Below are 18,732 nucleotides of genomic sequence, written 5' to 3'. Positions count from 1 at the left end.
AATCCGTCATGAACATATCCAAATTCTTCATCGACCGCCCGATCTTCGCGGGCGTGCTATCGGTGATCGTGCTGCTCGCGGGGATCATCGCGATGTTCAAGCTGCCGATCTCCGAGTATCCGGAAGTCGTGCCGCCTTCGGTCGTCGTGCATGCGCAGTATCCCGGCGCGAACCCGAAGGTGATCGCGGAGACCGTGGCCTCGCCGCTCGAAGAGCAGATCAACGGCGTCGAGGACATGCTCTACATGCAGTCGCAGGCCAATAGCGACGGCAACCTCACGACCACGGTCACGTTCAAGCTCGGCACCGATCCCGACAAGAACACGCAGCTCGTGCAGAACCGCGTGAATCAGGCATTGCCGCGTCTGCCGCAGGACGTGCAGCGTCTCGGCGTGACGACGATCAAATCATCGCCGACGCTGACGATGGTGGTTCACCTGAACTCGCCCAACGGCCGCTACGACATGACGTATCTGCGCAACTACGCGCTGATCAACGTGAAGGACCGGCTCGAACGCATCGCGGGCGTGGGCGAAGTGCAGTTGTGGGGCTCGGGCGATTACTCGATGCGCGTGTGGCTCGATCCGCAAAAGGTCGCGCAGCGCGGCATGACGGCAACGGATGTCGTCAACGCGATCCGCGAGCAGAACGTGCAGGTCGCGGCCGGCGTGATCGGCGGTTCGCCGACGCTGCCGAACGTGCCGCTGCAACTGAACGTGAATGCGCGCGGCCGCTTGCAGAACGAGTCGGAGTTCCGCGACATCGTGCTGAAGACATCGCCGGATGGCGCGGTGACGCATCTCTCCGATGTGGCGCGCGTCGAACTCGCCGCATCGGAATATGGCTTGCGCTCGCTGCTCGACAACAAGTCGGCAGTTGCAATCGCAATCAATCAGCAGCCGGGCGCGAACTCTCTGCAAATCTCCGACGAAGTCCGCAAGACGATGAAGGAGCTGAAGGCCGACATGCCGGCGGGCCTGGAATATCAGATCGTCTATGACCCGACGCAGTTCGTGCGTTCGAGTATCGAAGCCGTGATTCACACGCTCGCGGAAGCGATCGCGCTGGTCGTGCTCGTGGTGATCGTGTTTCTGCAGACGTGGCGCGCGTCGATCATTCCGCTGCTCGCGGTGCCGGTGTCGATCGTCGGTACGTTCTCGCTGCTGCTTGCGTTCGGCTTCTCGATCAACGCGTTGTCATTGTTCGGGATGGTGCTCGCGATCGGTATCGTCGTCGACGATGCGATCGTGGTCGTCGAGAACGTGGAGCGCAACATCGAGGCGGGTTTGTCGGCGAGAGAAGCGACGTATCAGGCGATGCGCGAAGTGAGCGGGCCGATCATCGCGATCGCGCTGACGCTGGTCGCGGTGTTCGTGCCGCTCGCGTTCATGTCGGGTCTCACGGGCCAGTTCTACAAGCAGTTTGCGATGACCATCGCCATCTCGACGGTGATCTCCGCGTTCAACTCGCTGACGCTGTCTCCCGCGCTCGCCGCGCTCTTGCTGAAGGGCCACGACGAGCCGAAGGACTGGCTCACGCGCGGCATGGACCGCGTGTTCGGCGGCTTCTTCCGCGCCTTCAACAAGGTCTTTCATCGCGGCTCGGATGCGTACGGCAAGGGCGTGAAAAGCGTCATCAACCGCAAGGCGCTGATGATGGTCGTGTATGCCGTGCTGCTCACCGGCGCGGTGCTGATGGGCAAGGTCGTGCCGGGCGGTTTCGTGCCCGCGCAGGACAAGGAGTATCTGATCAGCTTCGCGCAACTGCCGAACGGCGCGTCGCTCGATCGCACCGAAGGCGTGATCCGTCAGATGTCGGATATCGCGTTGAAGCAGCCGGGCGTGGAAAGCGCGGTGGAGTTTCCGGGCTTGTCGGTGAACGGCTTCACCAACTCGTCGAGCGCGGGCATCGTGTTCGTCACGTTGAAGCCCTTCAAGCAGCGCGTGCATGACAAGGCGTTGTCGGCGAATGCCATCGCGGGCGCGCTGAATCAGAAGTACGCGGGCATCAAGGGTTCGTTCATCGCCGTGTTCCCGCCGCCGCCGGTTCTCGGCCTCGGTACGCTCGGCGGCTTCAAGATGCAGCTCGAAGATCGCGGCGCGCTCGGTTACGCGGCGCTCGCCGACGCGACGCAGGCGTTCATCAAGCGCGCATCGCAGACGCCCGAACTGGGACCGACGTTCTCCAGCTATCAGATCAACGTGCCGCAGTTGAACGTCGATCTGGATCGCGTGAAGGCGAAGCAACTGGGCGTGTCCGTGACCGACGTGTTCGACACGATGCAGGTCTATCTCGGCTCGCTCTACGTGAACGACTTCAATCGCTTCGGACGCGTGTATCAGGTGCGCGTGCAGGCGGATGCGCCGTTCCGCGCGAATCCGGAAGACATCGGCTTGTTGAAGACGCGCAACGCGAACGGCGACATGGTGCCTTTGTCGTCGCTCGTGAAGGTTACGCCGACGTATGGCCCTGAAATGGTCGTTCGCTACAACGGCTACACGGCGGCGGATATCAACGGCGGACCGGCTCCGGGTTATTCGTCGGGGCAGGCGCAGGCGGCGGCGGAACGCATCGCGGCGGAAGTGCTGCCGCGCGGGATCAAGTTCGAGTGGACCGATCTCACGTATCAGCAAATCCTCGCGGGCAATGCGGCGCTGTGGGTCTTCCCGATCAGCGTGCTGCTCGTGTTCCTCGTGCTCGCGGCGCTGTATGAAAGCCTGACGCTGCCGCTCGCGGTGATCCTGATCGTGCCGATGAGCATTCTGTCGGCGCTCTTGGGCGTATGGCTCACCGATGGCGACAACAACATCTTCACGCAGATCGGCTTGATGGTGCTGGTGGGCTTGTCGGCGAAGAACGCGATTCTGATCGTCGAGTTCGCACGCGAGCTGGAAATGCAGGGACGTTCCATCGTGCAGGCCGCGATCGAAGCAAGCCGCCTGCGTCTGCGCCCGATCCTGATGACGTCGATCGCGTTCATCATGGGTGTGGTGCCGCTCGTGCTGTCGACGGGCGCGGGCTCGGAGATGCGTCACGCGATGGGCGTCGCGGTGTTCTTCGGCATGCTCGGCGTGACGCTCTTCGGTCTGATGCTGACGCCGGTGTTCTACGTGATCCTGCGCAAGCTCTCACGCACCGAACACGTGACGGACAAGCACGGCTCGCATCCGCAGATGCGCGGTATCGGTGGCTCCTACGAGGCGCAATGAGGTCGATGATGAACAAGCTACATGTTTTATCGAGTTTGATGGCCGCACTGTTGCTGGTGGCGGGCTGCTCACTCGCGCCTACTTACGAGAAGCCCGACGTCAACGCGCCGTCCGCCTACAAGGAAACGCCGCAAAAGACGCTCGACGCATCGGAGGCGGGCACCTGGAAGACGGCGCAGCCTTCCGAAGAGATGATGCGCGGCGAATGGTGGACGATCTTCGACGACGCCGCGCTCAACGATCTGGAAAAGCAGGCGCAGGACGCGAACCAGAATCTGAAGGCGGCGGCGGCCCGCGTGAAGGAAGCGCGCGCGATCAACCAGACGGCGCGCGCGGGCCTGTTCCCCACGCTCGACGCGGGCTTCGGCCCGACGCGCGAAAAGTTCTCGCCCGCATCGCAATTCCTGCCCGCCGATGGGAACGTGCCCGCGCAGACCTTGTGGCGCGCGCAGGCGAGTGCGTCGTATGAAGTGGACCTGTTCGGCCGCGTCTCGAACTCCGTGCAGGCCGCGAATGCCGATACTCAGCAGAGCGAAGCGTTGTTCCGTTCCGTGCAGCTCGCGTTGCAAGCGGACGTCGCGCAGAACTACTTCAATCTGCGCGAGCTCGATGCCGAAACGGATGTCTTCACGCGCACCGTGCAGTTGCGCGAGGAAGCGCTGAAGCTCGTGCAACGGCGCTACACCGAAGGCGATATCAGCGAGCTCGATGTGGCGCGTGCGAAGTCGGAACTCGCGACGGCGCGCTCGGACGCGATGACGGTGCAACGTCTGCGCGCGGCATCGGAACATAGTCTTGCCGTGCTGCTCGGCAAGGCGCCCGCGGAGTTCTCGGTTGCCGCGAATCCGCTCAAGCCGGTGACGGTGCGCGTGCCGCCGGGGTTGCCTTCGGCGCTGCTCGAACGTCGACCGGATGTTGCATCGGCGGAACGTGCGATGGCGGCGGCGAATGCGCGTATCGGCGTGGCGAAGGCGGCGTTCTTCCCGTCGCTGACGCTGACGGGCTCGGGCGGCTTCGAATCCGCGACGCTCGGCGATCTCTTCAAGTGGTCGAGCCGCACATTCCTGCTCGGGCCGTTCGCGGGCACGGCGCTGAACCTTCCGATCTTCGACGGCGGCCGGCGCAAGGGCAATCTCGCGAATGCGCGCGCGGTGTATGAAGAGGACGTTGCGGGTTATCGCCAGCAGGTGCTCGTCGCGTTCCGCGAGGTGGAAGACAATCTGTCGGATCTGCGCATCCTCGAAGACCAGACGGCGACACAGGACGATGCCGTGAAAGCGTCGGTGCGTGCTGCGCAGCTCTCGCGCACGCAATACACCGAGGGCGCGGTGAACTACCTCGACGTGATCGACGCGGAGCGCACCGTGCTGCAGACGCAACGCTCAGCGGTGCAGTTGCGGGGAACGCAGGCGGTATCGACGGTGAATCTGATCCGCGCATTGGGCGGCGGCTGGGGCGATGCAATGCCTAACCCGGTGCCTGAGCCGAGTCTCGCTCAGAAGTGATGGAATTGGCCCTGCGTCGAGCAGGGCCATTTTGTTGGAGCGTCTGTCGATTGTTCGCCTCACGGAACATATGTCTTCACCTGCGGAGCGTTTATCCGCAGGGCTCGGATCCTTAAAATTCTATTCATGGGATAGGGAGCCGATGATGAAAGACTTGATCGCAAGACAACTGTATCAGCCGGCGGTGGTGCTGCCACTGCTACTGCTGACGCGCCTGATGGTCACGCTCGACTTCAATCTCGCGCAGGTGATGTTCGTGATGATGGTGAAGGGTTCGCAGCACGCCTATCAGTTCGCGCTGCGTCACACCGTGGCGCGTCAGCGCAGCAATGTCGCCGTGAAGCATGTTCCGTGCAACAACTGCTGCTGACGCAATCCGCGCAATAGAAGGTCAATAAATTTCGGGAACGTACATTTCATCCGGCACGGGCTGACGCAGATAATCGGGATTGAACACGCGGTCAGGCAACTCGATCGGCTGATGCTCGATCTCGTGATACGGCACCTGGCTCAACAGGTGATGAATGCAGTTCAGGCGCGCACGCTTCTTGTCGACGGCCTGCACGACCCACCACGGCGCGTCCGGAATGTGCGTGCGCTGAAGCATGACTTCCTTCGCGGCCGTGTACGCTTCCCAGCGGCGGCGGCTTTCCAGATCCATCGGGCTCAGCTTCCACTGCTTGAGCGGATCTTCAATACGCGCTTCGAAGCGCACTTCCTGTTCGTCGTCGGTGATCGAGAACCAGTACTTGATGATCTGAATGCCGCTGCGCACCAGCATCTTCTCGAACTCGGGAACCGAGCGGAAAAATTCTTCATACTCTTCGTCGCTGCAGAAATTCATCACGCGCTCGACGCCCGCGCGGTTGTACCAGCTCCGGTCGAAGAGCACGATCTCTCCCGCCGCCGGCAAGTGCGAAACGTAACGCTGGAAGTACCACTGCGTGCGCTCGCGATTGTTCGGCGCGGGAAGCGCGGCCACGCGGCACACGCGCGGATTCAGCCGTTGCGTGATGCGTTTGATCGCGCCGCCTTTGCCCGCCGCATCACGTCCCTCGAACAGCACGACGAGCCGATGCCCCTTGTTCACGACCCAGTCCTGCAGCTTCACGAGTTCGCCTTGCAAGCGAAACAGCTCGCGGAAATAGGTCTTGCGCAACAGCCGCTCTTCTTCGGAGAACGTCGATTCGCCGTCCAGGAAGCGATCGTCGACCTCCATCTCGAACTCTTCGTCATAGCTGTCGATGATGTCGGCGTGAAAGCGCCGCTGTTTTTCTGTCTGGTTCATGAAGGACTCCGTGGGCGTTCTTGGACTGCCGCCGTCGTGACGACCGGGGCGGCGCGGGACGGCCGATTATGCCGATCTTCGATGGCGATCGTATGACACGCATCGATTCAGGCATTGTAGAAAGCGGCGCGCGCAGTCTCAAATCCGGCTGACCGCTTTGTGACGCGGCCTCGTGCGCCGTTAGAATGTTCCGGCACTTCGATGGCATGCCGATGGCATTGTCACCTCCTCAACGTCCACAGCGAGCGAACCCGATGACCGCAACGATCCAGAGTTTCGACGAAGCCCAAACCGCGCGCCTCGTGCCATATGACCGGCTCGTGGACATGCTCGCCGCGACGATGCTCGACTACGCGGCGGGCCGCATCGTGAGTCCGGAGCGCATGGTCGTGCCGATCGAGGGCGGCGTAATGCTCTCGATGCCCGCGAGCGCCGCCGATATCGCGATGCACAAGCTCGTGAACGTCTGCGCCGGCAATGGCGCGCGCGGCCTGCCGACGATCCACGGCCAGGTCACCGCCTACGACGCCATGACAGGCGTGCCGCAATTCATGCTCGATGGCCCGACCGTGACGGGGCGCCGCACGGCATCGGTGTCGATGCTCGCGATCCGCGCGCTGCATGCCGGCGCGCCGCGCGAAGTGCTCGTGATCGGCACGGGCAAGCAGGCCGCGTATCACGTCGAAGCGCTCGCCGCCGTGTATCCCGATGCGTGTATCCGCGTGCAGGGCTCGCGTCCCGAACGCGCGCGCGAGTTTTGCGCCGCGCATGCATCGGCTTCGGGCAATCTCGCCGCGCTCGAAGAGGCCACGATTCCCGATTCGATCGATGTCGTCATCGCCGCGACCACGAGCAAAACGCCCGTCTACACGATGCCCGCGCGCCGTGGGCGGCTCGTGATCGGCGTGGGCGCCTTCACCGCCGATGCCGCCGAGATCGCCGCCGCGACCGTGCATGCGAGCGAGCTGTACGTCGACGATCTCGCGGGCGCGCGTCACGAAGCCGGCGATTTCATTCTCGCGGGCGTCGACTGGAACGCGGTGCATGCGCTTGCCGAAGCGCTCGCCGCGCCTAAGGAAGCAGCGCGTCCGGTGGTGTTCAAATCGGTCGGCTGTGCGGCGTGGGATCTTGCGACCTGCCGCGTGGCGCGTGCGGTTTTGTCGGAGGAAAGCGGCGCGCCGCATTGAGTGGAGAATTCGTTTGCTTGGAACGGTACTTGCTGAGTGTCTGTTTAATGAAAGAGGCGCAACGGCGTCGCGAGATCAACGGCGCGAAACACGCGCCACAGCAATCGAGCCAGCGAACTACCCATGAAAAGTCGATACGACAGCAAGTGGCACCCGTGGATTCCCGCGCGCGAGGACGGCGGTGACAACGCCGGCGGGAACCGCAAGGCGCTCCCGCATGCGTCCGCCGCACCGCCGGCGGCTTACTTCATCTCGGTGCTGGAGCTTGCGACCGGCGAAAAACTCGGCAGTGACGAGCGCGTGCGCGCCGTCGCGATGCTCGAATCGCAATTCGGCGCGGGCCGGCCGCGCACGCTGAAAGAAGCGGTGCGCATCTGCGCGGCGGCGATCGATTCGTCGACATTGCAGCGCATGGCGCGCGGCGCGAAGGCCTGAAAACGTCGGACAAGAGCGCACGCATCGAAGCGCGTTTTTTCACACGCATGTAAAACTCGCGTGTTCGGCGAAAAGCGCGCGATCGTTCGAAAGCGCGCATCGGCGTCTTATTTGACGGTCTGAATCACCTCGAAGCCTTCGAACTCCGGATGCCCGAGATAAAGCTGCCGCGTTTCGCCGCCGGCGTTGCGATGCGCGGCGCGAAACGCATCCGAACGCGTCCAGTCCTCGAACGCTGCCTGATTCGCCCAGATCGTATGGCTCGAATAGAGCACGTGATCGTCCTTCGCCGGGCCTTTGAGCAGATGAAACTCCACGAATCCCGGCACGTCCTTGAGATGCGTGTCGCGGCTGGTCCAGAGGCGTTCGAAGTCGGCTTCGGCGCCGGGCACGATCTTGAAGCGGTTCATGGCGATATACATGTCGATGCGTTTCCTTCACCGTAAGGTCAAAAATAGAACGATCAGCCGCGCTCGAGTTCGACGAGCGTCGTGAAGCCGCCGAAGAACATGCGTTGAGGATCGAACGGCGGCTCGCCGGACTCCATCATCGACTTGAGGCGCGGGTCTTCCATCACTTTCGCGTTGACGCTATCGCGCTGCTCGCGCGACTCGTAGACGATATACGAGAACACGACAGTCTCGCCTTCCTTCATTTGCACGCTCTGCGGAAACGACGTTAGCTTGCCGGGCTTGACGTCGTCGGCGAGGGTCTCGACGAATTGCAGCGCGCCGTGCTCCAGCCAGATCTTGCCGGCGGCTTCCGCCATGCTGCGATAGGCATCGATCTTGTCGATCGGCACGGGTACGACGAATCCATCCACGTAATGCGCCATCTGAGTCTCCTGAATCGGTTCGGGGGCGGACCGCGCGTGCGGCGCGCTGCTCGTTTGAGCGCTTTGCTAGCGACGAAGTTCAGGCCGGCTCGTGCGGCAATTCGGCGGCCCATGCGTCGGCGGGCGAGGCGCGCTTCAGCACCGTAGACGAGAGCGGCGCGAAATTCATCCCGTAGACGGACTGGAGCGGCATGCCGAGCACATGCGCGAGCGCCACCTTCACGACGATCGCATGCGTGACGACGACGCAGCGCTCGTGCGCATCCGGTTCATCGATGAACGCAAGTCCTCGCGCGACGCGCGCCGCGAGCATGGCGACGCTTTCCCCGCCGTGCGGACGCGCTTGCGAATCGGCAAGCCACGCGGCGACATGCCCGGGCTCGCGTTCGCCGATCTCGCGTATCGAGCGCCCGCGCCAGTGTCCATAGTCGATATCGTCGAAGGCCGGGACGATTTCGAATTCGTCCGCGATCCATTCCGCCGTCTGACGGGCCACGCGTGAAGGGCTCGCGATGACGCGCCTATTACGTTGGTCGATTCGAAGCTGCGAACGGGCGTCATGTTCGGCGAGTTCGTCGCCGGTGGGAAAGTGGCCGGTTTTCATTGCGCGCGTGGCGGCGTGACACAGCAGAATGAGTTCCAAGGAAGTCGCCGGGCAATTCGGAATCGTTTAACTTTGCCGCCGATCGTCATAGAATGGCAAGCACTGCAGTGCGAGGAAGCCGGTGCAAACCCGGCACGGTCGCGCCACTGTATGCGTGCGTCAGCGCGAAAGCGTTGCGCCGCGAGTCAGACCCCGCTGCAGGCTCTTCGTCAATCGGGACGCGCTTTTCCCTGGAGAACCCTCATGAATGCTTCCAGCACGCCGGCCTTTCCGGTGTCTCCTTCGCTCGATGCACCCGTGCCCATTCCGGTGCGCGAAGTGCTGCCGTGGGCTGTTTTCATCGGCCTGATGCTGCTGCTCGCCCTCTATTTCGTCGGCGCGGAGCAGGGCGCGACGTCGATTTTTTCGGGCATGTACGTCCACGAATTCGTTCACGACGGCCGGCATCTGCTCGGCTTTCCGTGCCACTGAGGACGCGTCGCGATTCGGGCCGCGCTTGCTATTTCCCGCTGGCCGCGCGCCGCGCGAGCAATGCATCGAATAAATCGAGCTTCGCGGCATCGTCCATCGATCTGAAGGTCTTGATCTCTTCACGGCTTCTGAAGCAGCCGAGGCACAAGCCCGTTTCGGGATCGAGCTTGCACACGTCGGTGCATGGCGAGCCGATGGGCGTCTGAGTCTTGGCGCGCTCGATCGTGAAGGCGAGATCGAGCGGCGGGCGAATGTCTTGCGTGGTCGTCATAGTGATTCGCCGCGAAAGAGCGCGGCGGCTGCGGCCGGATTCGACGGCCAGTACGCGTGCATGTACGTGGCCGTGACCGGGCCGTGTCGATAGAGCGCTTCGCCCGATGTGCCGGTCGTCGCGTGTTTCGCTTCGAGGACCGGTTGCATCGGCGTATTCAGCGTCGAGTAATGGAACGTGTGGCCCGTCATCGCGCCGTGCTTGGTGTCCATGCGCTGCATCGCGAGGCGCGACAGCTTGCGTTGCATCGCGGCATCGCCGGGGAGCAGGCCGAGCATCGCGTGCCGTGTTCCTTCGAGGTCCGTCAGCGTGTCGAGCAGATAGAGCATGCCGCCGCATTCCGCGACGATCGGCTTGTGCTTCGCGACGTGCTCGCCGATCGATTCACGCGTGCGCGCATTCACGGCGAGCGTCGCCGCATGCAGCTCGGGATATCCGCCGGGAAGATAGAGCGCATCGGCGTCGTGGGGCGCGGGCGCGTCGGCCAGCGGCGAAAACGTGCTGACGCGCGCGCCCATCGCGACGAGCAGATCGACGTTCGCCGGATAGACGAACGAGAACGCGGCATCGCGCGCAATCGCGATATGCATGCCGTCGAGCAGACGCGGCGGCGCGGGAAGCGTTGCATCGTCGAAATGAACGGGCGGCGGCAGATCCGCGAGCGTGGTGTGTGCGATTGCATCGGCGGCGCGATCCAGGCGCGCGTCGAGGCCCGCGACTTCTTCCGGCTGCGTGAGGCCGAGATGGCGCTCGGGCAGCGCGATATCGTCCGCGTTCGACAGATGGCCGCAATAGTGCAATCCGTCGGGAATGGTCTCCGACAACATCTGCGCATGACGCGCCGACGCGACGCGATTCGCAAGCACGCCGTGAAACGGCACATCCGCGCGATAACGCGCGAGCCCGAACGCGATCGCGCCGAACGTCTGCGCCATGCCGTGCGCGCCGATCACGGCGAGCACGGGCACGTTGAACGCGGCAGCGAGATCGGCGCTGCTGGGCGTGCCGTCGAAGAGGCCCATCACGCCTTCGATGAGAATGAGATCGGCCTCGCGCGCAGCCTGCGCGAGCAGGGCGCGGCACGCGTCCAGCCCGACCATCGACAGATGCAGCGAATAGACGGGCGCGCCGCATGCACGTTCGAGGATCATCGGGTCGAGAAAATCCGGGCCGGTCTTGAATACGCGCACGTTCAGGCCACGGCGCGCGTGATGGCGCGCGAGCGCGGCCGTCACCGTGGTCTTGCCTTGATGCGACGCGCTCGCGCCGATGAAAAGAGCGGGGCAGCCGGGCATCGCGTTCAGAACTCGACGCCGCGTTGCGCTTTCACGCCCTGCTCGCGATACGGATGCTTCACGAGCCGCATCTCGGTGACGAGGTCGGCGAGTTCGATCAACGCATCGGGCGCATGGCGTCCCGTCACGACCACGTGCAGCATCGCGGGGCGCGCCTGCAGCACGCCGAGCACTTCATCGAGCGGCAGATATTCGTACTTGAGCACGGTGTTCAGCTCATCGAGCACGACCATCCGGTACTCGCCGCTTTCGATCATGCGCCGCGCCTCGTTCCAGCCTTTGCGCGCGGTGGCCATGTCGGCTTCGCGATTCTGCGTGTTCCAGGTGTAGCCGTCGCCCATCGTGACGAAATCGCAATGCGCGATCGCGCCGAGAAAATCGCGCTCGGAGGTATGCAGCGCGCCCTTGATGAACTGCACGACGCCGAGCTTCATGCCATGACCGAGCACGCGCACGGCCATGCCGAACGCCGCCGTGGTCTTGCCCTTGCCGTTGCCGGTATTCACGATCAGCAGGCCTTTTTCATGATCGGCGGCGGCCTGTTTCTTCTCGTGACCTTCCTTGCGACGTTGGGTCATGCGCAGATGCGATTCGGTATCGGTTTTCACATCGACTCCAGTGTGAACAGGATGGCGGCGCGCCGTATCGTACATCAGGCGACCGCTGTATTCGCGGCTTAATTTTGCGCTAACAGACGGCGGGCATCATGCATTCACGCATTCACCGACTTCAGGAGCAAGAACATGGACGCGCTCTATCTTTATCTGGAACTCGTGGCGCTTGCCGTTCTCGTCTGGCTTTGCCGCGACAAATTCAAGCCGCTCGCCGCGAAGCCGCTCGCCGAAACACGGCGCCCGCGTGGCGCGACGAAGCCGGTATTCATGTTCCGCCCGCAAAGGGCTCATGCGCCAGGGCGATCGCGACCGTTACGCCGCAATCGATCGTCTTTGGCACGATGAGACTGTGCGCGTTGCCCGCAAGCAGCGCGCACGGCTCGCATACGCCATCGACGTTCATATGCTTCACCGCTCGATGCGAAATCGCGACACGCGGCGCGTGCGCGATTTCATCGGCGCTATAAAAGCGCATGGGCAGGCCATGACGCTCGCAAAATTCGAGCAACCCCGCTTCATCCCTTTTCGCATCGATGCTCGCGACGACTGCGATCTCGCCGATCCGGCGCGTGCCCAGCGCGATGCGCACCGCATGTTCGATCGCATCGACGCTCGCGCCTCGCCTGCAGCCGATACCGACCGCAAGCCGCGTAACGGCAGGCGCATTCGTGCTCATGGTCAATTCGAAGAAAGCGGGCCGACATTATGACATCGCGCGCGCCGCGCCGTTTCTTGACGCTCGCGCCCCTCGGGCCTAGACTTTCACGCAGTTTTGGTGCTCGCGCGCGGATTCTCTCGCGCGCAGTTAAACGGGAAGCAGGGCGCGTTCCTTTCGATTCATCGAGCGGACGTCAACCTGCGCTGCCCCCGCAACGGTAAGCGATTCCCCCTGCGTACGATGTTTTCATCGCACGAACGGGAAGCCGGCTTCGAGGCCACTGCGCGCAATGACGCGCGGGAAGGCGAAGCGGCGTGTCGTCAGCCCGGATACCGGCCATACTTTCACAGGGATCGCTGTCGCGGGGATGCGGCGCGGCCCATGATCCACTCGGCGTGCGTTTCCCTTTCATCCCGCGGCGTTGTCACGCATTGCGCGACACGAAGCGCACGCACCCAAAGCCACGGAGCTACGATGCAAACCCGCAAGATTCCCGTCACGGTCGTGACCGGCTTTCTCGGCAGCGGCAAGACCACGCTGATGCGGCATATCCTGTCCAACGCGCAAGGAAAGCGCATCGCGGTGATCGTCAATGAATTCGGCGAACTCGGCATCGACGGGGAAATCCTGAAGGGTTGCGGCATCGGCTGCGACGACGAAGCCGGTTCAAAGGACCGCAATCTCTACGAACTCGCGAACGGTTGCCTCTGCTGCACCGTGCAGGAAGAGTTCTATCCGGTGATGGAGCAGTTGGTCGAGCGGCGCGAAAGCATCGATCACGTGCTGATCGAAACATCGGGTCTCGCGTTGCCGAAGCCGCTCGTGCAGGCGTTCAACTGGCCGTCGATCAAGAACGCGTTCACGGTCGATGCAGTCGTCACCGTGGTCGATGGTCCCGCTGCCGCGAGCGGCCAGTTCGCGGCGAATCCCGTCGCCGTCGACGCGCAGCGCAAGGCCGATCCGAACCTCGATCACGAATCGCCGCTGCACGAGTTGTTCGAAGATCAGCTTTCGTCGGCGGATCTCGTCATCGTGAACAAGACCGATCTCATGGACGACGCGGCGCTGCGAAAAGTCGAAGTGCTCGTGCGTCCCGAGATTCCGCCCGAAGTGAAGATCGTGCCCGCGCACATGGGCCGGCTCGACGTGCATACGCTGCTCGGGCTCGAAGCGGCATCGGAAGAGACGATTCATCTGCGCCACGATCATCACGGCTCGCCGGACGATGAAGGCCACGTGGATCATCATCATGACGAGTTCGATTCGGTCGTGGTTCATGGCAAGGTCGAGTCGCGCGAGCAGGCCATCGCCGTGTTGCATGCGCTCGTCGAGCAACACATGATCTATCGCGTGAAGGGCTTCGCCGCGTTGCCGGGCGCGGCGATGCGGCTCGTGGTGCAGGGCGTCGGGCGCCGTTTCGACAGCTATTTCGATCGACGCTGGCAAGCCGGCGAAGCGAAGACGCAAAGCCGCTTCGTGCTGATCGGCGAAGACCTCGACCGCGACGCGCTGCAACGCGCATTCGACGCGGCGCTAGCAAGCGTCCCCGCGCAGGCTTAACCGTCATGCATCTGCTTCGCACGACACCCGGTGGCTTCGTCGACGACGCGCAAGGCGTCATGCGCATCGATCAGACGCGTGCGCCTATCGTGGTGCTCAGTTCCGCCGACACGACGCTCGCGTTGCTCGCGAGCGTGTTTCCGCGACTGGAAGCGGGCTTTCCCGAAGTGCGGCTCGCGAATCAGTCGTTTCTGCGCCAGCCCGCTTCGGTCGATTTCTATGTCGACGATGTCTTGCGGCACGCGAAAGTCGTGATCGTCGATCACTTGGGCGGAGAATCGTATTGGCCGTACGGCATCGAGCGGCTCGTCGCGCTCGCGAAGCAGGAGCAACAGATGCTCGCGATGTTTTCGGGCGATCTCGCCGAGGATCCGAATCTCATCGGCAAAAGCACGGCGGATGCGGATTTTTGCCGCGAACTGTCGCGCTATCTGCGCGAAGGCGGCGCGCGCAACGCGGAAGAATTTCTGCGCACGATCGCGAACCGCGCCTTCGGCTTCGGGCGCGAGCCGCAGCCACCGAGCCCGCTGCCCGCGGTCGCGATCTATCATCCCGAGCGCGATATCGCGACTATCGAAGACTGGCAGGCGCGCTGGACCGAAGGCGCGCCCATCGCCGCGATTCTTTTTTATCGCGCGCATTTGCAGTCGGGCAATACCACCGTATTCGACGCGCTCATCGAAGCGCTCGAAAAAGAAGGCATGAATCCGCTGCCCATCGCGATTTCATCGCTGAAGGAAAGCGTGAGCCGCGAAGTCGTCGGGCGTTTATGCGCGGAGCATCGCGCGTCGCTCGTATTGAACACGACGGCGTTCGCGGCGAGTGTGATCGGTGACGATGAAACATTCGAAGTCGCGGGCGATGCGCCCGTGCTGCAAGTCATTCTGAGCGGCGGCAATCGCGACGACTGGCAAAAGGACAATCACGGCCTGAACTCGCGCGATGTCGCGATGCATGTCGCGCTGCCCGAAGTCGATGGCCGCATCATCACGCGCGCGATCAGTTTCAAAGGACTCGCGTATCACTGCAAGCATACGCAAGTGGACGTGGTGCGCTATCAGGCCGATGCGGAGCGCGTGCGCTTCGTCGCGGAACTGAGCCGCCGCTGGTGCAAGCTGCGTCATACACCGAACGCGCAGAAGCGCATCGCACTCGTGCTCGCGAACTATCCGGCGAGCGAAGGGCGCATCGGCAACGGCGTGGGACTCGACACGCCCGCATCGGCCATCGGCATTCTCACGATGCTCGCGCGCGAAGGCTACCGCGTCAGCGACATTCCAGAAAATGGCGATGCGCTCATCGCCGCGTTGACCGCCGGCGTGACCAACGATCCCGTCGTGCGCGACTTGCGTCCCGCGCTGCAGAGCCTTTCGCTCGATGACTATCTCGATGCATACCGCACGCTGCCCGCCGACGCGCGCGCCGCGCTGGAAGAGACCTGGGGCGCGCCCGAAGACGACCCTACGGTGAGACGCGGCCGCTTCATGATCTCGGGCTATCGTTGCGGCGAAGTCTTCGTCGGCATTCAGCCTTCGCGTTCGCGCGGGCGCAACGACTACGCGAGCTATCACGATGCCGAACTCGTTCCGCCGCATTCGTATCTCGCGTTCCATGTCTGGTTGCGTGAGCGCTTTCAGATGGATGCGATCGTGCACGTGGGCAAGCACGGCAATCTCGAATGGCTGCCGGGCAAGAGCGTCGCGTTGTCGTCGTCGTGCTGGCCCGATGCGATTCTCGGACCGATGCCGCATCTCTATCCGTTCATCGTGAACGATCCGGGCGAAGGCAGCCAGGCGAAGCGCCGCGCGCAGGCCGTCATCATCGATCATCTGATGCCGCCGCTCACGCGCGCCGAAAACTACGGGCCGTTGCAGGATCTGGAGCGTCAGGTCGACGAATACTACGAAGCCTTGATGGTCGATGCGCGCCGCGCGAAGCTGTTGCGCAAGTCGATTCTCGCGAGCATCGTCGAGAACCGGCTGCACGAAGAACTCGGGCTGGAAGCGCCACGCGATGCCGTGGGTGAAGACGCCTTGCTCACCCGCGCCGACGCGTATCTCTGCGAACTGAAGGAAGCGCAGATTCGCGATGGCCTGCACGTGTTCGGCATCTCGCCGCAAGGCGTGCAGCGCCGCGATACGTTGCTTGCCCTCGGCCGCTTTCCTGTCGGCGACGGGCAGCGCGCGAACGCGAGCCTCATCACGGCGATCGCGCGCGACCTGCAATTGCCCGCTGACTTCGATCCGCTCGACGCCGACTGGGCCGCGCCGTGGAGCGGGCCGCGTCCGCGCGCGCTCGCCGATGTGAGCGATGCGCCGTGGCGTCATCAGGGCGATACGCGCGAACGCCTCGAATCGTTAGCAATGCAACTATTATCCGAGCATGATGCCGCCGCGCCCGGTCCGCATGCATCGCTCGTGCTGGAACGCTTGCGCGGCGACGTGCTCGCACGGCTGGACGCATGCGGCCCGCAAGAGCTTGTGCAACTGAGGCGCGGCCTCGAAGGGCGTTTCGTGCCGCCGGGGCCGAGCGGTTCGCCATCGCGCGGCAGGCCGGACGTGCTGCCCACGGGCCGCAACTTCTATTCCGTCGATACGCGCGCGTTGCCGACGCAGGCGGCCTGGTCGCTCGGGCTCAAGTCGGCGAACGCGCTGGTCGAACGCCATGTGCAGGATCATGGCGATTTTCCGCGCGCGATCGGCTTGTCCGTGTGGGGCACCGCGACGATGCGCACCGGCGGCGACGATATCGCGCAGGCGTTCGCGCTCATCGGCGTGCGGCCGAAGTGGGCAGCGGGCAGTCATCGCGTGACCGACTTCGAGATTCTGCCGATATCGATCTTCAACCGGCCGCGCATCGACGTGACGCTGCGCGTATCGGGCTTCTTTCGCGATGCGTTCGCGAACCTCATTCATCTCTTCGACGCGGCCGTGCAGGCCGTCGCCGAACTCGACGACGAGACCGGCGACATCAACCCGATCCGCGCACGCATCCTGCGCGAACGCGACGAATTGATCGCGCGCGGCGTCGAAGCGAAGGAAGCGCGGCGGCGCGCGGGCTGGCGCGTGTTCAGCACGAAGCCGGGCGCATACGGCGCGGGCTTGCAGGAACTGATCGACGCAAGACAATGGCAGTCCGACGCCGATCTTTCCGCTGCGTATCAAAGCACGGGCGGCTACGCGTATTCGCAATCGGGCGACGGCGTCGAAGCGCGCGCGAGCTTCGGCACGCGGCTCTCGACGCTCGATGTCGTGCTGCAGAATCAGGACAATCGCGAACACGATCTGCTCGATTCGAACGACTATCATCAGTTCCAAGGCGGCATGGTCGCGGCCGTGCGTTACCTGTCGGGCGTGCAGCCGCAGGCGTATAACGCGGATCACAGCAATCCCGCCGCGCCGCGCGTGCGCACGTTGAACGAAGAGATCGCGCGCGTGGTGCGTTCGCGCGTCGTGAATCCGAAGTGGATCGATGGCGTGAAGCGGCACGGCTACAAGGGCGCGTCCGAACTCGCCGCAACCGTCGATTATCTTTTCGGCTATGACGCCACCGCGCGCGTCGTGTCGGATCATCAATATGCGCTTGTCACCGACGCCTACGTGAACGACGCCGACACGCGCGAGTTCATCACGCAACACAATCCGCACGCGCTGCAATCGATCTGCGAGCGCCTGCTCGAAGCGATGCAACGCGGTTTGTGGCAGGAACCCGCTGGCTATCGCGAGCAGGTCGAACGGCATCTGCTCGATGTCGAACAGTGCATCGAGGGCCGACAACATTGAACCCGCTCACTTTTCCCTTCACCGCGCTCGTCGCGCAAGCGCCCTTGCAGCAGGCGCTGTTGCTCGCGGCGGTCGATCCTTCGATCGGCGGCGTGCTCGTCAGCGGGCCGCGCGGCACGGCGAAATCGACGGCGGCGCGCGCGCTCGCGGAGCTGTTGCCCGAGGGCAAGCTCGTCACGTTGCCGCTCGGCGCGAGCGAAGAGCAGTTGATCGGCACACTCGACATTCAAAGCGCATTGCGCGACGGCGGCGTGAAGTTCTCACCCGGCCTGCTCGCGAAGGCGCATCTCGGCGTGCTGTATGTCGATGAAGTGAATCTGCTGCCGAATCCGCTCGTCGATCAGTTGCTCGATGTCGCGGCGAGCGGCGTGAACATCGTCGAGCGCGACGGCATTTCGCATCGGCATGACGCGCGCTTCGTGCTGATCGGCACGATGAATCCGGAAGAGGGCGAGTTGCGCCCGCAATTGCTCGATCGTTTCGGGCTCGCTGTGGAGATGAGCAATTGCTTCGATGCGGCCGTTCGGCAGCGCATCGTCAAGGCGCGGCTCGCATTCGATACGGACCCCGAAGCATTTCGCACGCAATACGAGCGTGAACAGACGTCGCTGAACGCACGCATTCATGCGGCGCGCGCGTCGCTATCGTCATTCGATTTCGACGACGCCGTTCATGCCCGCGTGAGCGCGCTTTGCATCGAGGCGCATGTGGATGGCTTGCGTGCGGATATCGTGATGTTGCGCGCGGCGCGGGCGCTGGCTGCGCTGGAAGGCGCGTCGAACGTGACGGTGACGCATGTCGAACGTGTCGCTGATGCCGTGTTGAAACATCGCAGGCGCGAGACCGGGGCGCCATCGCGTGAACCGGCCGGGCGTGAAGCCACGTCGCGCGATGCAGGTTCGGCCGAATCGGATTGGGGCTACATGCCGGCTGAACCGGCGGGCACCGCGAAGGTCAAGCAAGTGAGGCCGCTCGCCGCAAAAAAAGCCTGAACCATCGAAGGCGCGACGCGGATGCC

The 18,732-nt window shown here is 63.6% G+C and carries 18 protein-coding genes and 2 riboswitches; of the genes, 10 read left to right on the top strand and 8 right to left on the bottom strand.

Features of this window, described 5'->3' with window-relative positions:
• Positions 1-8 precede the first annotated feature (8 nt).
• The 3 genes from NOV72_RS03565 to NOV72_RS03555 all read left to right on the top strand — a co-directional run bounded on the left by NOV72_RS03565 (position 9) and on the right by NOV72_RS03555 (position 5,084).
• Positions 9-3,209 carry an efflux RND transporter permease subunit gene (locus NOV72_RS03565; protein WP_106853148.1) on the top strand — a complete coding sequence of 1,067 codons (3,201 nt, stop codon included), beginning with the start codon at positions 9-11 and terminating at the stop codon, positions 3,207-3,209.
• Positions 3,206-4,714 (top strand): efflux transporter outer membrane subunit, encoded by a 1,509-nt coding sequence (locus NOV72_RS03560; protein WP_106853147.1) that lies wholly within the window; start codon positions 3,206-3,208, stop codon positions 4,712-4,714. Before NOV72_RS03565 ends, NOV72_RS03560 begins: the two co-directional genes overlap by 4 nt.
• Before the next feature lie 145 nt (positions 4,715-4,859).
• Positions 4,860-5,084 (top strand): hypothetical protein, encoded by a 225-nt coding sequence (locus NOV72_RS03555; protein ID WP_425428702.1) that lies wholly within the window; start codon positions 4,860-4,862, stop codon positions 5,082-5,084.
• A 21-nt stretch (positions 5,085-5,105) separates the two neighbouring features.
• Here the strand turns inward: NOV72_RS03555 and ppk2 are convergent, their stop codons facing one another.
• Positions 5,106-6,002, bottom strand: coding sequence for a polyphosphate kinase 2 (ppk2, locus tag NOV72_RS03550; protein ID WP_106853145.1), 897 nt, complete (start codon positions 6,000-6,002; stop codon positions 5,106-5,108).
• A gap of 254 nt (positions 6,003-6,256) precedes the next feature.
• Here ppk2 and lhpI point away from each other — a divergent pair, with 254 nt between their 5' ends.
• Together lhpI and NOV72_RS03540 are read left to right on the top strand one after the other, a co-directional pair.
• Complete coding sequence (gene lhpI / locus NOV72_RS03545; RefSeq protein ID WP_106853144.1) at positions 6,257-7,189, top strand: bifunctional Delta(1)-pyrroline-2-carboxylate/Delta(1)-piperideine-2-carboxylate reductase; 933 nt, start codon at positions 6,257-6,259, stop codon at positions 7,187-7,189.
• 123 nt (positions 7,190-7,312) lie between these two features.
• Complete coding sequence (locus NOV72_RS03540) at positions 7,313-7,624, top strand: hypothetical protein (RefSeq protein ID WP_106853143.1); 312 nt, start codon at positions 7,313-7,315, stop codon at positions 7,622-7,624.
• A 107-nt stretch (positions 7,625-7,731) separates the two neighbouring features.
• Here the strand turns inward: NOV72_RS03540 and hmuQ are convergent, their stop codons facing one another.
• The 3 genes from hmuQ to NOV72_RS03525 all read right to left on the bottom strand — a co-directional run bounded on the left by hmuQ (position 7,732) and on the right by NOV72_RS03525 (position 9,102).
• Positions 7,732-8,046 (bottom strand): heme-degrading protein HmuQ, encoded by a 315-nt coding sequence (hmuQ, locus tag NOV72_RS03535; protein WP_106853142.1) that lies wholly within the window; start codon positions 8,044-8,046, stop codon positions 7,732-7,734.
• A 41-nt stretch (positions 8,047-8,087) separates the two neighbouring features.
• Positions 8,088-8,459, bottom strand: coding sequence for a DUF1428 domain-containing protein (locus tag NOV72_RS03530; protein ID WP_106853141.1), 372 nt, complete (start codon positions 8,457-8,459; stop codon positions 8,088-8,090).
• Between the two features lie 79 nt (positions 8,460-8,538).
• Positions 8,539-9,102 (bottom strand): histidine phosphatase family protein, encoded by a 564-nt coding sequence (locus NOV72_RS03525; RefSeq protein ID WP_106853140.1) that lies wholly within the window; start codon positions 9,100-9,102, stop codon positions 8,539-8,541.
• Between the two features lie 49 nt (positions 9,103-9,151).
• Positions 9,152-9,277: riboswitch (cobalamin riboswitch) on the top strand.
• 29 nt (positions 9,278-9,306) lie between these two features.
• Here NOV72_RS03525 and NOV72_RS03520 point away from each other — a divergent pair.
• Positions 9,307-9,534 (top strand): CbtB domain-containing protein, encoded by a 228-nt coding sequence (locus NOV72_RS03520; RefSeq protein WP_106853139.1) that lies wholly within the window; start codon positions 9,307-9,309, stop codon positions 9,532-9,534.
• A 28-nt stretch (positions 9,535-9,562) separates the two neighbouring features.
• Here the strand turns inward: NOV72_RS03520 and NOV72_RS03515 are convergent, their stop codons facing one another.
• Genes NOV72_RS03515 through cobO form a run of 3 tightly spaced genes read right to left on the bottom strand, consistent with a single transcriptional unit; the run spans position 9,563 to position 11,708 of the window.
• On the bottom strand, positions 9,563-9,805 hold the full coding sequence (locus NOV72_RS03515) for a DUF1289 domain-containing protein (RefSeq protein WP_106853138.1): 243 nt from the start codon (positions 9,803-9,805) through the stop codon (positions 9,563-9,565).
• A complete protein-coding gene (locus NOV72_RS03510) occupies positions 9,802-11,100 on the bottom strand; it encodes a cobyrinic acid a,c-diamide synthase CobB (protein ID WP_106853137.1) in 1,299 nt (432 codons plus the stop codon). The genes NOV72_RS03515 and NOV72_RS03510 overlap by 4 nt, the downstream gene beginning before the upstream one ends.
• 5 nt (positions 11,101-11,105) lie before the next feature.
• Entirely contained in the window at positions 11,106-11,708 is a 603-nt protein-coding gene (gene cobO / locus NOV72_RS03505; RefSeq protein ID WP_106853280.1) for a cob(I)yrinic acid a,c-diamide adenosyltransferase, read from the bottom strand.
• Between the two features lie 135 nt (positions 11,709-11,843).
• On the opposite strand from cobO, the gene NOV72_RS03500 reads away from it, so the two are divergent.
• Positions 11,844-12,059: a hypothetical protein gene (locus tag NOV72_RS03500; protein ID WP_106853136.1), complete on the top strand. Its 216-nt coding sequence runs from the start codon at positions 11,844-11,846 to the stop codon at positions 12,057-12,059.
• Here the strand turns inward: NOV72_RS03500 and NOV72_RS03495 are convergent.
• A complete protein-coding gene (locus NOV72_RS03495; protein ID WP_106853135.1) occupies positions 11,980-12,390 on the bottom strand; it encodes a cobalamin biosynthesis protein in 411 nt (136 codons plus the stop codon). The two genes, NOV72_RS03500 and NOV72_RS03495, sit on opposite strands and share 80 nt — an antisense overlap.
• 80 nt (positions 12,391-12,470) lie before the next feature.
• Positions 12,471-12,727, top strand: a riboswitch (cobalamin riboswitch).
• Between the two features lie 119 nt (positions 12,728-12,846).
• Here NOV72_RS03495 and cobW point away from each other — a divergent pair.
• From cobW to NOV72_RS03480, 3 genes are read left to right on the top strand one after another with little or no spacing between them, the layout of a single operon-like run.
• Positions 12,847-13,932 (top strand): cobalamin biosynthesis protein CobW, encoded by a 1,086-nt coding sequence (gene cobW, locus NOV72_RS03490; protein ID WP_106853134.1) that lies wholly within the window; start codon positions 12,847-12,849, stop codon positions 13,930-13,932.
• Positions 13,933-13,937: 5 nt separating this feature from the next.
• Positions 13,938-17,714 (top strand): cobaltochelatase subunit CobN, encoded by a 3,777-nt coding sequence (gene cobN, locus NOV72_RS03485; protein WP_106853133.1) that lies wholly within the window; start codon positions 13,938-13,940, stop codon positions 17,712-17,714.
• On the top strand, positions 17,711-18,706 hold the full coding sequence (locus tag NOV72_RS03480) for a magnesium chelatase ATPase subunit I (RefSeq protein ID WP_106853132.1): 996 nt from the start codon (positions 17,711-17,713) through the stop codon (positions 18,704-18,706). The genes cobN and NOV72_RS03480 overlap by 4 nt, the downstream gene beginning before the upstream one ends.
• The last annotated feature ends 26 nt before the right edge of the window (positions 18,707-18,732 follow it).

The sequence above is a fragment of the Caballeronia novacaledonica genome (genome assembly GCF_900258035.1).
Taxonomy (GTDB): domain Bacteria; phylum Pseudomonadota; class Gammaproteobacteria; order Burkholderiales; family Burkholderiaceae; genus Caballeronia; species Caballeronia novacaledonica.
The sequence above is the reverse complement of the archived record's forward strand: the minus strand, read 5'-3'. Positions and strand labels throughout refer to the sequence as shown.

Bases quoted from the DNA above. Each gene is read 5' to 3' on its own strand.
- NOV72_RS03565 (WP_106853148.1), top strand. From the start codon at position 9: ATGAACATATCCAAATTCTTCATCGACCGCCCGATCTTCGCGGGCGTG.
- NOV72_RS03560 (WP_106853147.1), top strand. From the start codon at position 3,206: ATGAGGTCGATGATGAACAAGCTACATGTTTTATCGAGTTTGATGGCC.
- NOV72_RS03555 (WP_425428702.1), top strand. From the start codon at position 4,860: ATGAAAGACTTGATCGCAAGACAACTGTATCAGCCGGCGGTGGTGCTG.
- ppk2 (WP_106853145.1), bottom strand. From the start codon at position 6,002: ATGAACCAGACAGAAAAACAGCGGCGCTTTCACGCCGACATCATCGAC.
- lhpI (WP_106853144.1), top strand. From the start codon at position 6,257: ATGACCGCAACGATCCAGAGTTTCGACGAAGCCCAAACCGCGCGCCTC.
- NOV72_RS03540 (WP_106853143.1), top strand. From the start codon at position 7,313: ATGAAAAGTCGATACGACAGCAAGTGGCACCCGTGGATTCCCGCGCGC.
- hmuQ (WP_106853142.1), bottom strand. From the start codon at position 8,046: ATGTATATCGCCATGAACCGCTTCAAGATCGTGCCCGGCGCCGAAGCC.
- NOV72_RS03530 (WP_106853141.1), bottom strand. From the start codon at position 8,459: ATGGCGCATTACGTGGATGGATTCGTCGTACCCGTGCCGATCGACAAG.
- NOV72_RS03520 (WP_106853139.1), top strand. From the start codon at position 9,307: ATGAATGCTTCCAGCACGCCGGCCTTTCCGGTGTCTCCTTCGCTCGAT.
- NOV72_RS03515 (WP_106853138.1), bottom strand. From the start codon at position 9,805: ATGACGACCACGCAAGACATTCGCCCGCCGCTCGATCTCGCCTTCACG.
- NOV72_RS03510 (WP_106853137.1), bottom strand. From the start codon at position 11,100: ATGCCCGGCTGCCCCGCTCTTTTCATCGGCGCGAGCGCGTCGCATCAA.
- NOV72_RS03500 (WP_106853136.1), top strand. From the start codon at position 11,844: ATGGACGCGCTCTATCTTTATCTGGAACTCGTGGCGCTTGCCGTTCTC.
- NOV72_RS03495 (WP_106853135.1), bottom strand. From the start codon at position 12,390: ATGAGCACGAATGCGCCTGCCGTTACGCGGCTTGCGGTCGGTATCGGC.
- cobW (WP_106853134.1), top strand. From the start codon at position 12,847: ATGCAAACCCGCAAGATTCCCGTCACGGTCGTGACCGGCTTTCTCGGC.
- cobN (WP_106853133.1), top strand. From the start codon at position 13,938: ATGCATCTGCTTCGCACGACACCCGGTGGCTTCGTCGACGACGCGCAA.